The sequence below is a fragment of the Deltaproteobacteria bacterium genome (assembly GCA_016874755.1).
Lineage (GTDB): Bacteria > Desulfobacterota > Binatia > UBA9968 > UBA9968 > DP-20.
In genome coordinates, this window is the sequence record VGTH01000035.1 from 23,335 (window position 1) to 37,008 (window position 13,674).

Sequence of the window (13,674 nt, forward strand, 5' to 3'; positions counted from 1 at the left end):
ACTCCCGTGTTGGCACGCAGTTCCCTAATACCGGTGACTTTCATGATTTCTCCCTTTCGCAGAGCGTACGCGGGTTGCTTGGAGCAGTCAATATTGTGTACACATCTTCCTATGAGACTCGATGCGGATCGGCGCATAAGCCACCCGCGGCTTTGCCAATTCCCGCCTGCGATGCTCTTCCGCCTCGGCTATCCCGGATCGCCGTTTGCCCACCAGAACATCCGGCTTGAGTGTGATACGTGCGAGAAACATCCAGCCATCATCCTGATTTCCTTATCCTGATTTCCTTTGCGCCGGCATGCCTCTGCGGGATATTGTGACCAAGTCTACGAGGGGAACTCCCATGAACGATAAGATCACCGACCCGCTGACGCCTGTGCCTATCCCCGAGCAAGTTCCAGCCAAAGAAGGCTTTGCCGATATCCCTGGCGCGCGGCTTTGGTATTGGGACACTGGCGGCAGTGGTGCGCCGGTGGTGTTTCTTCATCCCGCCACCGGCAGCGCGCTGATTTGGCTGTACCAGCAGTCGGTGTTTGCCAAGGCGGGCTATCGTGTCATCGCCTATTCGCGGCGCGATCATTACAATTCCAGCCCGACCACGGCCGAAGACCCCGGCACGGGTTCCGTCGATCTGAACAATCTTATGGAATTTCTCGGCGTGAGAAAATTTCACGCTGTTAGCTCGGCGGCCGGCGGCAGCGTGGCGGCCGACTTTGCGTTTTCCTACCCAGAAAAGTTATTCAGCTTGACGGTGTCCAGCAACAACCTGGCCGCGCGCAACGGCTACATCGCCGACATTGCCGAGCACATCCGCCCCGAGCAAGAAAAAGATCTGCCGCGTTGGTTCTGGGAATTGGGGCCGTCCTATCGCGCGGCCAACCCCGAAGGTGTGGAAAAATGGAACGAGCTTAACCGCCGCTCCGTAGTCAAAAGAGTCGCGCCACAGAAACGTGCCAACGAGGTCACGCCCGCGAAGCTGGAAACCTTGAAGGTGCCGACTTTACTTGTCACCGGCACCGCGGATTTGGTGACGCCGCCATCGATCATGCGCATGATCGCCAGCCATGTGCCGAACAACGAGTTGGTGATCATTTCGGAATCCGGCCACTCACCCTATTGGGAACAGCCGGAGGTTTTTAATCGCGCGGTGCTGGATTTTATTGGCCGGCATGCAAAATAGATTGACCTGGTGAGTCTGGCGTTATCGTGCCGATAACGTGCGGTTAAATAGCCCTGTCTGAACGAAGCCTGGGACTGGTTCGTCTGGAACCTACGGAAGACTTGTAGTACCTTCGTCGCGGGCTCAAACCAGTTAGTAGAAAGGTCACTGAATGATCCTGAATATTATTTTACTGACGCTTGCCCTTGCGCTTGGGATCGCCGGTCCGGCCAAGGCCCAGGAAGATCCTTTCAAAGACAGGACCCTCAAATTCATTGTCGGCTACTCGCCGGGCGGCACCTACGATCAATACACCCGCCTGATGGCGCGTCACATCGGCAAATATCTGCCGGGCAATCCGGCGCGCATCGTCGAGAACATGACCGGCGCCGGCGGGATCATTGCGGCGAATCATCTTTACAATGTCGTCAAGCCGGATGGTTTAACTGTGGCAGCCTGGGCATCGCCGTTGATTTTGCAGCACATCATGGGCAACGAGGCGATCAAGTTCGACGGACGCAAAGTCGGTTGGGTCGGCATTCCTGGGCCATACGATACCGCTTGTCATTTCGGCGCTCACAGCGGCATTCGCACGATGAACGATTGGATCAACTCGAAGCGGCCGTTGAAGATTTCTTCCATCGGTCCCGGCACCAGTCTTTCTGACGTGCCGAAGCTGTTGAAAGCAGCGCTGAACTTGCCGCTCGAAATGGTCGAGGGTTACAAGGGCGGCTCAGAGGCGCGCCTCGCTGTGGAGAGCGGGGAGGTCGATGGGCTGTGCGCTTCGTGGCAGGCAACCAAAGTGAGTTGGCGCAGTCAGATGGAAGCAGGCAAGATTCACGTCGTGCTGCAAGCGACGTTCACATCGCATCCGGACTTGAAGAAAGTTCCGCTGGCGATCAACTACGCCAAGACTGAAGAGGCAAAAACGCTTTTGAAAGTTGCCGACAACGTGCATGTCTACCAATTCCCGTTTTCGGTCGCGCCGGGCACACCGCCCGAGCGGCTGCGCGCTTTGCAGCAGGCTTTTGTGAATACTTTTCGTGACAAGGAACTGGTCGCCGAAGCGAACAAGGCGCAGCTCGAAGTTGAACCGATCGACGGGGTTACGACGGCCAAGACATTTAATAGCTTGTACGATTTAAGTCCGGCGTTGATTGCCAAGTTGAAAGATATTTTGATTCCGAAGAGATAAGCGGAAGAGTTTCGCCGGCAGCGAAAAGCGCGCGCTGGGGTCTTCGGAGCCCTTCGACAGGCTCAGGGCAAACGGTCAAACGCATTCTTAGTTCGGGGTGACGGACGAAAGCTGGAGACAGGCTATGGCTAAGATCCGATTTGCATTAATAGCTTTTGTTGCGGCGTTCGCACTTGCCAGCGCTGCCCATGCCATCGAAGTGGGCGACAAGGCGCCAGATTTTGAACTGACCAGCACGCAGGGCGGCAAACTCAAACTCAGCAGTTTTCAGGGCAAGAAAAATGTCCTGATCGAATTTTACGTGCTCGACTTCACACCGACTTGAATTCAAGAACTGTCGTCCAGTCGGGACGACTATTCGAAATTCCAAGAAGTCGACGCTGAAGTCATCGGCATCAGCGGCAATCTGAGTTTTTCGCAGAAAGCCTTCGCCGATTTTCTCAAGCTCACATTTCCATTGCTGAGCGATTATCCGGACATGAAAACCACTGAGACCTATGGCGTGCTCAACCCGCAGTCCAAGTTGGCGACGCGCTCATATTTTATTGTCGATAAGCAAGGGATCATTCGCTACAAGAAAGTTCAGGGGCGCGGCGAAGCGTTGGTGGCCAACGATTTGTTGGTCGCTGAGATTAGAAAGATCAATCAGGGGCACTGAAGAAGAAACACGGCTTGGTCTTCGTTGTCATGCTGAGCGATAGCGAAGCATCTGCTGGCTAGCGACTAAGGCAGATGCTTCGGCGGACCTCAGCATGACACAAACGCAACGGCGCTTTAAGGCACGACAATGAAAAAAGTGGTGGTCACGGGCGGCAGCGGCAACCTCGGGCAATTCGTCATTCGCGATTTGCTGGCGCGCGGCTATCAGGTGCTCAACCTCGACCGGGTGCGGCCGCGCGAAAGGCTGTGCATGACCTGGCTCGTCGACCTGCGCCACTCGGGGGATATCTTTGAAGCGCTGCGCGGCGCTTACGGCATGATCCATCTGGGCGCCTACCAGGCGCCCAATTGGGTTCCCGATGCGGAGACGCTGAGCAATAATGTGTCGGCAACTTACAATGTCCTGCGGGCGGCAGCGGACATGGGCGTGAAGCGGGTGGTTTTGGCGTCGAGCACGGCGGCGTTCGGATTTATTTACGCCTTCAAACTCTGGGCGCCGGACTATTTGCCGCTGGATGAAAAACATCCCTCCAAGCCGCAGGACTCTTACGGTCTGTCCAAGGTGCTTGGCGAGCAGATCGCCGACTCGATCGTCTCGGTGCACAAGGACATGACCGTGTCGAGTCTGCGTTTCCCTGGCGTCAACTTCGACCTCTCCTATGAAAGTTTTCGCGACCGTTGGAAAAACCCGGCAACGCGCACAAGCGGCTTTTGGACTTACATCGACGCGCGCGATGCGGCGATGACTTGCCGCTTGGCGTTGGAGGCCAAGTTCAAAGGCCACGAAGTCTTCATCGCCTCGGCGCCGAAGAACTGCATGATTCAACCAACTGAAGAGTTGGTCGCGCAATACCTGCCGCGCGGCGCCAAGTTCCGCAAAACCACCGGCACGCACTGGAGCTGCGTCGATGCGAGCAAAGCTGCCCGCATGCTCGGCTTCAAACCGCAGCATGTTTGGCAGGACTATCTTGCCGAAGGGCGCAGCGGCAAGTTCTAATCACGCCTTGACTTTTTCTGCTTGACGCCTGCGCGTCGTTTCAAATAGCTTGAGCCCACCATGAGCCGCCGCAACCGCGGCTAGGAGACAATCGAGCTATGGTAAGAATTTCGCTTCTTCTGATTGGCGGCTTTCTGTCGACGTTGTCTGCCAACGCCGTCGCGCAAACCGATTTCTACCAAGGCAAAACTATCCGCATTATCGTCGGCTATTCGCCCGGTGGCGGTTACGATGCGTTGGCGCGCATGCTGTCGCGCCATATGGGCAAATACATTCCCGGCCACCCGACGATTGTCGTCGACAACATGGCCGGCGCGGGGAGCCTGCTGGCAGCCAACTACGTCTACAAGATTGCCAAACCGGATGGCCTAACCATGGGCCATTTCAGCGGTGGCTTTGCCTACAGCCAAGTGACCCGCCAGCCGGGCATACAACTCGACATGAAAAAGTTCGTCTACGTCGGCGCGATGGCGCGCGACGAAAGCGCCATCGCGATTACGAAGGCGAGCGGCATCACCAGCATGGAGCGCTGGTTCGCGGCGAAAACACCCGTGAAGATGGGGACCACTGGACCGGGCGCGTTCGGCACCGACAATGTTTTGAAGATCGTCAAAGCCGCGCTCAACTTACCGATGCAAATCATCTCCGGTTACAAGGGCACGGCGGATATGCGTCTAGCCGCCGAGGGCGGCGAGATCGACGGCACAACTTGGGGCTGGGACACCATGCGCAGCGGTTGGCAGAAAGGGTTGGAGTCGGGCAACGTCGTCGTCGTATTGCAGACGGTGCCGAAGCCGTTTGCCGATTTGCCGAAAGTGCCCCTCGCCATCGATCTCGCCAAGACTGCCGAAGCCAAAGAATTGATCGAGTACGGCATTCACTTCCCGAGCAAAATCACCAAGACGCTCGCCGCGCCGCCGGGAACGCCGAACGATCGCGCGGCGATTTTGCAAAAAGCATTGCAGGAAGCGGTCAAAGATCCCGAGCTGATCGCCGAAGCGGAAAAAGCGCGCCTCGGCTTGGCGCCGGTCAGCGCCGACGAAATGAAAAAAACTATCGATGGTATTTTCAAGCTCGATCCGGCGTTGTTGGCACGGCTGAAGACGATCTTGTTTTGAGGCGTGCGACCTTGGGAAGAATGGGAGGAATGCGAAGAATGCGAAAAATGCTAGGACGGTTGCTGGCGTCCGCGATGGTTTTGACGACGGCGCAAGTGTGGGCTCAACCGAAACCTTTGGATGAAAACAAAGTCGCGGACTTTTACCGCGGCAAGCAGATTCGCATCGTCATCGGCTCGGGGCCGGGCGGAACCTATGACATCTACTCGCGGTTGTTGTCCAAGCACATGGGGCGGTTTATTCCTGGCAATCCGGCCATGCTCGTGCAATCGCGCGCCGGTGCCGGCGGTTTGATTGCCGCCAACACGATTTACAACTCCGAGCCGCGCGACGGCACCGTGATCGGCTCCTTCGGCGAAACCTTTCCGCTGCGCCAGGCGATGGGCGCGCCGGGCATACAGTTTGACTCGGCAAAATTTCACTGGATCGGCAGCGCCATCAACACGGCGATTGCCTGTGTCGCGCGCAACGATAGCGCGATTGCAGCTTTTCAGGATGCCATCGACGGCAAATCGTTCACGGTTGGCACCATGGCGCCGGGCAGCACGATCTACGACACACCGGCAATCATCAGCGCGACGTTCAATCTGCAGTGGAAACTAGTGCGCGGTTTCGAAGGCGTTGCGAATATTGTCAACGCCACCGAAGCCAAAGAGGTCGACGGCTACTGCGCCAGTTGGCTTGCCATGCTCACAACCGGCCGGCATTTGCAATTGATGGATGGCGGTGTGATCAAGCCGATTCTGATCATGGGCGACAAGACACCGGATCACTCACGGCTGAAACACATTCCTGCGGCTGAAGCGATTGCTAAAACCGACGAAGCCAAACAGTTGCTGCGCGCCATGCATGCGCCGTCGCAGATTACCAACCCGTACATGGTTCATCCCGGTGTGCCTAAAGAGCGGGTCGAAGCACTGCGCCGGGCGTTCATGACGACCTTTGCTGATGCGGAGTTTCTCGCCGACGCCAAGAGATCAAAACAGGAGTTCACGCCGTCGAGCGGCGAGCAGGTCACACAGATCGTGCAGTCGATCATGAACACGCCGGCGGCGGTGCTAACGAAGATGAAAAAAATTCTCGTGCAGTAAATTCCGCGCCGGTTGCGCCGATGATTTAACCGCAAAGAACGCAGAGAACGCAAAGGCGCGCGGTGCGGGCTCGGAATCGAAAAAGAATCGCCGCAAAAAACCCAAAAGACGCAAAAAAATTCGCATCTAGGGGCGGGTCTGAGACCCGCGCTCCGAGCGAGACGAGCCACGAAACAGACGAAGGTCGCGATGAAATTTGGCATTCACATTCTTCCCACTTACATGCCGCAGGTCGAGGGGCCGCTGCCGGACTTTTACCAGCAGATGTACGCGCAGATTATCGAAGTGGAAAAACTCGGCTTCGACCAGGCCTGGGTGACCGAACACCACTTTGGCGGCTACGGCGGGACTTTGCCGCATCCGCCGACGTTTCTCGCCGCGGTGGCGTGCAAGACGACCAAGATTCGGCTGGGCGTTGCGGTGGCGGTGTTGCCCTTGCACAATCCGTTGCAGGTCGCCGAGGCCTATGCCATGGCAGATGTGATTTCCAACGGTAGATTGGATTTCGGTATCGGCAAGGGCAGCGAGCCGGTGGAGTATCGCAAGTTCGGTTTGAATCGTGATGAGGCGACACCGCGCTTTATCGAGGCGATGGAGATTATTCGGCAAGCTTGGTCGGACGGGCCAATCAAGTTTCGCGGCGAATTTTACCACTACGAAAACGTCGACATTCTGCCCAAGCCGGTGCAGCGGCCGCACCCGCGCGTGTGGGTCGGGGCGACCCGCAGCGAAGAGACCTTTGGTTGGGCGGGCAAAAACGGCTACGACCTGATGACGGTGCCTTTCGTGCACCCGACCACCGATGCGCTGCGCGATCTGGTGCGGTTATACCGCAAAGAGCTTGCCGACAACGGCCACGACTTTGTCGGCCGCGACGTGCTCGGCAAGTTTCACATCTACGTTTCCGATAGCTTCGAGCGCGGCATGCGCGAAGCGGCGCCGTTCATGAAGAACTACTCCGACATCCATACCGCCGTCGATCCGGGTCGCAAGATCACCGAGCGCGACATCGGCTCGGACATGGCGCGCGGTTTTATCATCGTCGGCGACCCGGAGCGCTGCGCTGACACCATCCGGCGCTGGCAGCGGGAGGCTGGCATTACGGTATTCTCCGGCACGTTTCATTTCGGCGGCATGCCGCAGGAGATGGCGCTGAAGAGCACGCGGTTATTCGCCGAACGCGTGATGCCGGCTTTGGAAAGCCTGTGACGACAGAAAAGTAACTCTAGCGGTTCTGTTTGTTGGCGGCGGTCAGCTCGTTGCCGTTGGCGACGAAGGCGTCAGGGTAGCCGCTTGCCTGCAATTTTCTTTGCAACGCCTCGGCCTGCTTTTGGTTGGCTAAGTTGCCGACGCGCACCCGGTACCACATTTGCCCTCTGACCATGCTCTCGGTGAGGAAGGCGTCGTAGCCACGCGCGCGCAGGCGGCCGAGGACGTTGTTGGCTTCGGCGCGCTTGGTGGTCGCGCGCACCTGTACGTTCCACGGGCTCTGGCCGTTGTAGCGCAACACACCGGTCTTAGCAGCGGTTTTCTTTGCTGCTGCGTCATTTTTAGCGTCCCCTGCGGGTTGCTTTTTTTTGTTGCCTGCTTCGCCGGCTCGGCTGACTTTTGTTCCGCCTGTGCGACGACAAGTTGATCCTTGGCCGCCGTGTTTTGCTTGCCAGCCGGCTCTTTCGCTTGAACCTCCGGCACGGCTTGCAACTTGTTCGGTTCCGGCTTAGCGGTGTTGGCAGCATGGGTTACGTCGCCATGACGCTTGAAGATGTGCGCTCCGGCACGCCATGCGTACAAGCCGCCGATCATCACGGCGAGCACGGCGGTTGCCGCGGCCAGACCGCGCCAGGTGAAACGCGGCGCGGACACCGACGTCGCTGCTCCCGCTGTTTCTTCTTTTGGTAAAGGTGGTGGTAGCAGCAACTGTGGCTTCTTGCGCGGCGGCGGCGGATGAAAAGCGCTGGCGCCGCGATAGTTCCAGGAGCGCCACAGTTTTGCCAAGGGCAGCCCAGAGTCGTCGTTGAGGACCGGCTGGTACTCCGCAATCAATGCGCGAGCACGTGGCTCACGAACCTCCAAGCCACACTCTTCGAAGGTGAATCCCGTGGGTTTGAAACGCTCCAAGCGGAAACGTATCTCGCTTCTCAGCCGGAGCAGCGTCTCACGCAAATTGCCGGTTTGGCCGATTATCAGCTGGTGGCGAATATTATAGATGCCGTAAACACCGGACGTTGCCGGCGCGCGAGCGAGGATCGACTCCTCGCTGAACTGATAGAAGTGGCCGTTTCGTAACCAGGGCATCTTGTCGCTCTGAGTCTGCTAGCCAATATTGTCGAATGGCCCGGTGCGGATTGGTGCCAAAAAGTGCCGGCGACCCCAAGTCGATAACGTACGACAATAAATCAAGAATCAAATCGCTATTCAAGCTAAACTTGGAGGACAATCTTTTGACGCGGCTTTCGCGCCAAGCGGGTTTCATGCTAGGACGTGGCATGGATGAAAACAGGCCAGCGCCGCCAACGTCCCGCTCCATCAGTTTCCTACCTTTTTATTATGGCTGGTTTATTGTCGCCTTAAGTTTTCTTAGCAACCTGACGATGGCGGGTATTCGCTCCGCGCCGTCGGTGCTGATTCATCCCCTGGAAGCGGAGTTTGGCTGGAGCCGAGCGGCCATTTCCAGCGCCGCGAGCTTGAATCTTTTGCTGCTGGGTCTGTGCGCACCGTTAGGCGGCTGGCTGATTGACCGTTTTGGACCGCGCCGTATCATCCTTGGCTGTTTGGGGACCATGGGGCTGGGGCTGGTCAGCGTGACATTTATCCAAGAGCTTTGGCAGCTGATCATGCTCTGGGGCATTGTCCTGGGTGTGGCCACCGGCATCACGCCGGCGCTCGGCGCCAGTATCGCAAGCCGCTGGTTTGTGCACCGGCGCGGCCTGGCCATCGGCATCATGACCAATGCCAACGCCGCGGGCCAGATTGTCTACTTGCCGCTGCTGATGACGATGATCATTGCTAGCGGTTGGCGTAGCGCCTTGTTGGCAATGGCCGTTGCGTCAATGGTGCTGGTGCCGATCATTTGGCTGTGGATGCGCGACAATCCCGGCGAAGTGGGGCTGGAACCCTATCGTTCGGAAAAGCTCAGCGCTGCCAATGAGAAAGCGCGGATGTCCGCCCGCGGCGATATCCGGCCCATGTCGATTTCGGCGATTTCCGAGGTGTTCAAGACTTCCACGTTCTGGATCTTAAGCTGCTGTTTTTTTATCTGCGGGGTTACAGCCAACGGCTTGATCGGCACGCATCTGATTCCGCATGCCGTCGAGCACGGCATTCCGCAAGTAACCGCGGCAACGGTCGTGGGCATCATGGGGGGCGCGAGCTTTGTCGGCACGACGATTTCCGGTTATCTTGTCGACCGCATCGATCCGCGCAAAGTACTGGCAACGGTTTACGCGCTGCGCGGTTTGGCGCTTTTGATGTTGCCGTTTGTCACAGAGTCGGTGGGGTTGTTTTTCTTCGCGGTGCTCTACGGTTTGGACTGGTACGCGTCCGGCCCGGCGACGACCACGATCATCGCGCGCGTTTGGGGGGCCGACAAAGTCGGGCGGATTTTCGGTTTGGCATTTATGTTTCATCAAATGGGCGGCGCGTCCGCGGCCATTGGCGGCGGCTGGGTGCGCATGTATTTTGGCGACTATCAAAACGCTTTTCTCGTTGGCGGCTGCTTGGGGCTAGTCGCCGCTTGCCTCGCGCTGAGTCTGCGCCGAGTCGGTCGGGATGAACCGGCGATGCCGGTAACACCGCAGCCGGCGCATGCCTAGTGAAGGTTTCGATGCGCTACTTTTGGGCACACAATACTCGCGGCTCTGTGGTCGCGTCCTGGCTTGCGATATTAATTTTCTGGTCTCTTGCCGCGGCGCAGCCGAAGACGGCGCTGATTCAACTGTTTTCTGCGCCGGATGAATCGTCGTTGGTGGTCGAAACGCTTGGCAGCGGTGTCGAGCTGACACCGCTGGCGGAGACGATCGTGCCAAGTAGCGGCAAATGGTTTCTGGTCAAGACGCCGCTCGGCGCCACCGGTTGGATCAAAGCCGGGCCCGTTGAAGCGGCGGACAAAGTCGCGCGCTACTTTCAGGCGCTGCCGAAGGAGAACGTTACTATCGTTCCTGGTAGCGATGCACCGCAAAGCGGCGGCGGCAAAATAACCGTCCCTGTCAACGCCCGGGGCTCGCATGTGATCGTGCCGGTGACTTTTAACGGCAGCGTAACAGTGCCGATGTATCTTGACACCGGCGCCGGCCAAACGATGATCTCGAAGAAAGTGGCGGGCGAGCTGCGTCTGTTTCGATCCGGCTCCGATGTGCGGGTCGGCATTGGCGGCGCGGTGTCCGTTTCTACCGCCCAAGTGGAATCGGTGCGAGTGGGGGAGGCCGAGGTGGCCAATCTCAAAGTGAGCATCCATGACTTCGCTCGTGCCCCCGGGGTGGAAGGTCTTTTGGGTTTTGATTTCCTGCGTTACTTTCACGTCGCGTTGGACGCGCAAAAGCAGCAGCTCGAGTTGACGCCGCGGAAGTGATTCTTTCCCGCCACCAAAAACAAAAGAACGAAAGAGAGCGCAAAAGTGGCAAACGACTTAGAGAGAGATATGAACGATTGGCGCCTGGCCAGTGCGCCGCTGAAGCCTTTCATTACGCTTTCGCTGGCCTTGCTAGTGCTTTTGGGGGCGAGCGCGTGCGGCAAGAGCTCGAGCCCCGCAAAAGCCTTGCGGGTCGGTTTCGTGCCGGCCGAAGAGGCGCAGCAGATCATGCAGAATGCCCAGCCGCTGGTGGAGATTCTGCGCAAAGAGTTGGGTATGGAAGTGCAGCCCTTTGTCGCCACTGACTATACGGGCGTTGTCGAAGCGCTGCGCGGCGGCAAGCTCGACGTGGCGTTCTTGGCGCCGGCGTCCTACGTGCTGGCGAAGAACGAGGCCAACGTGCGCGTCATTCTCAAGTCCGAGCGCAAGGGCATTCCGTCCTACTATGCGGCGATCATCACGCGCGCTGACAGCGGTATCAACAAGCTCGAAGATCTGCGCGGCAAGACCTTTGCGTTTGGCGATTCGCTGTCGACCACCGGCAATGTTTTCCCGCGCAAGATGTTTAAGGAAAAGGGCATCGATCCGGTGCGCGACTTTAAACAGATTCTGTTTTCCGGCGGCCATGATGCCACAGTACTGGCAGTGCTCAATCGCAAGGTTGACGCCGGCGCGACCTATGCCAACTCACCCGACAGCAAAGACACCGCTTGGATACGCTACCTGAAAAATCCCGAGGACGTCAAACAGATACGCGCCATCGCGTTTTCCGAGGCGATTCCGGCCGACAACCTGGTGGTCAGCGCGACGCTCGACGAAGCGATCGCGAAAAGAGTCGAGCAAATCTTTCTCAACCTAAGCCATGATCCGGCCGGTAAGAAAATGCTGCGCGACCTCTACCAGATCGATGGTTTCGTCACCGCCACCGACAAAGACTACGACTCCGTGCGTGAAGCCTTCACCATCGCCGGCATCCAACTCAAAGAAGCGCTGCAGAAAAAAAAGAAGTCGTGACCATTCTCGAAATCCGCGACCTGCACAAGTCCTACAACGCGCATACACAGGTTTTGCGCGGGGTCAGTGCCGCCATCGAGCAGGGGGAGTTTGTCGGCGTCATCGGGCTCAGCGGCTCGGGCAAATCGACGCTCTTGCGCTGCATCAATCGCTTGATCGAGGCGAGCGCCGGCGAGATACGCATTCCGCGCGCGCTCTTGGACGGCGGCAGCAACGGCGCGCTGGTCGATGTTCTCAAATTGAATAGTCGGGAGCTGCGCCACCTGCGCCGCAAAGTCGGCATGGTGTTTCAGCAGTTCAACATCGTGAAACGTTTGTCGGTGATCGATAACGTGCTATCTGGCGGGCTCGGCTACCAGCCGGGGCTGCGCAGCGCCCTGCGGCTTTTTTCCCGTGAGGAAAAACGCCAAGCGCTCACGAATCTCAAACGCGTCGGCTTGCTCAGCCATGCCTACAAGCGCGCCGACGAGCTGAGCGGCGGCGAGCAGCAGCGGGTGGCGATCGCGCGCACGCTGATGCAGCGGCCGGCGATTATTCTCGCCGACGAGCCGGTGTCGAGTCTCGATCCGAAGCTATCGCGCGTGGTGCTCGATATTCTTAAACGGGTCTGCCGCGAAGACGGCATCACGGCGCTGGTGAGTTTGCATACGCTCGAATTGACGCGCGAGTACGCCGACCGCGTCATCGGCCTGAAACAGGGGCAAATATTTTTCGATGGGCCCGCAAAGGACCTGACGGAACAGGTGGTCGATTCGGTTTATCAACGAAAAGAATAGGTTGAAGAAAAGAGGTTATGCACCACGAAGGCGCGAAGGACACGAAGTTCGGATAAGAATAGCAATATCGGGTTCTTTGCTTTCCTTCGTGAACTTCGTGTCTTCGTGGTGCAGCGAATCCGAAAGATGAGTGACCGCTGTGGATAGAATAGCATCAGCGAACGCGGACATTTTCCGTGAAGCGCCGCCGGCGCCCAAGCGCGGCCGGCGTTTTTTCTTGTACTTGGTGTTATTTCTCATTGTCCTTGTCTGGTCCTTCCAGGGCGCCAAGATTCGTCCCGGCGAATTGATCGAAGGGATTCCGCAGATCGGCGCCACGCTTGCGCGCATGTTGCCGCCAGATTTTACCAAGATCACCGACTGGAAGAGCTACTTCATGCCGACGGAGCTAACGCTCGCCGAGCTTTTTCTGCCGGCGCCGCTGAGCGATGCGCAGGCGCGCGCCAAACAGCGCTGGTGGGATAACATTTTTCCGCAGACGGTGATTGGCGCGACGTTGGAGACCGTGCAGATGGCGCTGGCGGGAACTTTCTTGGCAATCATCGCGGCGTTTCCCATCGGCTTTCTCGCGGCGCGCAACACGACGCCGCATCCTTTGGTCTATCGCGGTCTGCGCACGCTGCTGAATTTTCTACGCACCATTCCCGATTTGGCGCTGGGCCTGTTGTTTGTCGCTGCGGTCGGCTTGGGCGCGTTTGCCGGCACTTTGGCGCTGGCGATACACACCGCGACCGTGCTCGGCAAGTTGCTGTCAGAGTCGGTCGAAAACATCGACGAAGGCGTGGTCGAGGCGATCCGCGCCACCGGCGCCGGCTATGCGCAGATCTTGTCTTTTGCGGTGGTGCCGCAGATTCTTCCCGACTTGATTTCGTTTACGCTCTATCGGCTGGAGACCAACATCCGCGCCGCCTCGGTGCTCGGCCTGATCGGCGCCGGCGGCATCGGCTATCTAATGAACACAAGCTTTCGCACGTTCCAATATCAAGAAGCGGCGGCGATTGTGCTGGTGCTGATCGCGTTGGTGATGCTGGTGGATTATTTGAGTTCACGTCTGCGCAATTGGGTCGTCTGAAGCGCTTGGCGCAAAGGGCAAAGCG

General features: G+C 58.0%; 15 protein-coding genes. 14 read left to right on the forward strand and 1 reads right to left on the reverse strand.

Going from position 1 to position 13,674, the window contains the following annotated elements:
* The first annotated feature begins 298 nt into the window (after nt 1–298).
* The 8 genes from FJ145_19085 to FJ145_19120 all read left to right on the forward strand — a co-directional run bounded on the left by FJ145_19085 (nt 299) and on the right by FJ145_19120 (nt 7,429).
* Complete coding sequence (locus FJ145_19085) at nt 299–1,180, forward strand: alpha/beta hydrolase (protein MBM4263521.1); 882 nt, start codon at nt 299–301, stop codon at nt 1,178–1,180.
* Nucleotides 1,181–1,331: 151 nt separating this feature from the next.
* Nucleotides 1,332–2,354, forward strand: coding sequence for a hypothetical protein (locus tag FJ145_19090; protein ID MBM4263522.1), 1,023 nt, complete (start codon nt 1,332–1,334; stop codon nt 2,352–2,354).
* Nucleotides 2,355–2,478: 124 nt separating this feature from the next.
* Nucleotides 2,479–2,679 carry a redoxin domain-containing protein gene (locus FJ145_19095; protein MBM4263523.1) on the forward strand — a complete coding sequence of 67 codons (201 nt, stop codon included), beginning with the start codon at nt 2,479–2,481 and terminating at the stop codon, nt 2,677–2,679.
* Nucleotides 2,680–3,012, forward strand: a complete 333-nt coding sequence (locus tag FJ145_19100; GenBank protein MBM4263524.1) for a redoxin domain-containing protein — start codon at nt 2,680–2,682, stop codon at nt 3,010–3,012. It abuts the gene before it with no gap.
* Between the two features lie 129 nt (nt 3,013–3,141).
* Nucleotides 3,142–4,011, forward strand: coding sequence for an NAD(P)-dependent oxidoreductase (locus FJ145_19105; protein MBM4263525.1), 870 nt, complete (start codon nt 3,142–3,144; stop codon nt 4,009–4,011).
* A gap of 98 nt (nt 4,012–4,109) precedes the next feature.
* Nucleotides 4,110–5,129: a hypothetical protein gene (locus FJ145_19110; GenBank protein ID MBM4263526.1), complete on the forward strand. Its 1,020-nt coding sequence runs from the start codon at nt 4,110–4,112 to the stop codon at nt 5,127–5,129.
* A 20-nt stretch (nt 5,130–5,149) separates the two neighbouring features.
* Nucleotides 5,150–6,220, forward strand: a complete 1,071-nt coding sequence (locus tag FJ145_19115; protein ID MBM4263527.1) for a hypothetical protein — start codon at nt 5,150–5,152, stop codon at nt 6,218–6,220.
* Nucleotides 6,221–6,409: 189 nt separating this feature from the next.
* Nucleotides 6,410–7,429, forward strand: a complete 1,020-nt coding sequence (locus FJ145_19120; GenBank protein MBM4263528.1) for an LLM class flavin-dependent oxidoreductase — start codon at nt 6,410–6,412, stop codon at nt 7,427–7,429.
* Between the two features lie 16 nt (nt 7,430–7,445).
* Here FJ145_19120 and FJ145_19125 read toward each other — a convergent pair whose 3' ends face one another.
* A complete protein-coding gene (locus tag FJ145_19125) occupies nt 7,446–7,730 on the reverse strand; it encodes an SPOR domain-containing protein (protein MBM4263529.1) in 285 nt (94 codons plus the stop codon).
* 252 nt (nt 7,731–7,982) lie between these two features.
* On the opposite strand from FJ145_19125, the gene FJ145_19130 reads away from it, so the two are divergent.
* The 6 genes from FJ145_19130 to phnE all read left to right on the forward strand — a co-directional run bounded on the left by FJ145_19130 (nt 7,983) and on the right by phnE (nt 13,649).
* Nucleotides 7,983–8,168, forward strand: coding sequence for a hypothetical protein (locus FJ145_19130; GenBank protein ID MBM4263530.1), 186 nt, complete (start codon nt 7,983–7,985; stop codon nt 8,166–8,168).
* A 382-nt stretch (nt 8,169–8,550) separates the two neighbouring features.
* Nucleotides 8,551–10,032, forward strand: a complete 1,482-nt coding sequence (locus FJ145_19135) for an MFS transporter (GenBank protein MBM4263531.1) — start codon at nt 8,551–8,553, stop codon at nt 10,030–10,032.
* Nucleotides 10,033–10,043: 11 nt separating this feature from the next.
* On the forward strand, nt 10,044–10,787 hold the full coding sequence (locus FJ145_19140; GenBank protein MBM4263532.1) for a hypothetical protein: 744 nt from the start codon (nt 10,044–10,046) through the stop codon (nt 10,785–10,787).
* Between the two features lie 69 nt (nt 10,788–10,856).
* Nucleotides 10,857–11,801, forward strand: coding sequence for a phosphate/phosphite/phosphonate ABC transporter substrate-binding protein (locus FJ145_19145; GenBank protein ID MBM4263533.1), 945 nt, complete (start codon nt 10,857–10,859; stop codon nt 11,799–11,801).
* A complete protein-coding gene (gene phnC / locus FJ145_19150) occupies nt 11,798–12,577 on the forward strand; it encodes a phosphonate ABC transporter ATP-binding protein (GenBank protein ID MBM4263534.1) in 780 nt (259 codons plus the stop codon). Before FJ145_19145 ends, phnC begins: the two co-directional genes overlap by 4 nt.
* 130 nt (nt 12,578–12,707) lie before the next feature.
* Nucleotides 12,708–13,649, forward strand: a complete 942-nt coding sequence (gene phnE / locus FJ145_19155) for a phosphonate ABC transporter, permease protein PhnE (protein MBM4263535.1) — start codon at nt 12,708–12,710, stop codon at nt 13,647–13,649.
* Nucleotides 13,650–13,674 lie beyond the last annotated feature (25 nt).

Excerpts from the sequence above, each read along its gene's own strand:
- FJ145_19130 (MBM4263530.1), top strand. The coding sequence starts at position 7,983 with ATGTGCGCTCCGGCACGCCATGCGTACAAGCCGCCGATCATCACGGCG.
- FJ145_19140 (MBM4263532.1), top strand. The coding sequence starts at position 10,044 with ATGCGCTACTTTTGGGCACACAATACTCGCGGCTCTGTGGTCGCGTCC.
- FJ145_19135 (MBM4263531.1), top strand. The coding sequence starts at position 8,551 with ATGGCCCGGTGCGGATTGGTGCCAAAAAGTGCCGGCGACCCCAAGTCG.
- FJ145_19105 (MBM4263525.1), top strand. The coding sequence starts at position 3,142 with ATGAAAAAAGTGGTGGTCACGGGCGGCAGCGGCAACCTCGGGCAATTC.
- FJ145_19085 (MBM4263521.1), top strand. The coding sequence starts at position 299 with ATGCCTCTGCGGGATATTGTGACCAAGTCTACGAGGGGAACTCCCATG.
- FJ145_19115 (MBM4263527.1), top strand. The coding sequence starts at position 5,150 with ATGGGAGGAATGCGAAGAATGCGAAAAATGCTAGGACGGTTGCTGGCG.
- FJ145_19145 (MBM4263533.1), top strand. The coding sequence starts at position 10,857 with ATGAACGATTGGCGCCTGGCCAGTGCGCCGCTGAAGCCTTTCATTACG.
- FJ145_19090 (MBM4263522.1), top strand. The coding sequence starts at position 1,332 with ATGATCCTGAATATTATTTTACTGACGCTTGCCCTTGCGCTTGGGATC.
- FJ145_19120 (MBM4263528.1), top strand. The coding sequence starts at position 6,410 with ATGAAATTTGGCATTCACATTCTTCCCACTTACATGCCGCAGGTCGAG.
- FJ145_19110 (MBM4263526.1), top strand. The coding sequence starts at position 4,110 with ATGGTAAGAATTTCGCTTCTTCTGATTGGCGGCTTTCTGTCGACGTTG.
- FJ145_19095 (MBM4263523.1), top strand. The coding sequence starts at position 2,479 with ATGGCTAAGATCCGATTTGCATTAATAGCTTTTGTTGCGGCGTTCGCA.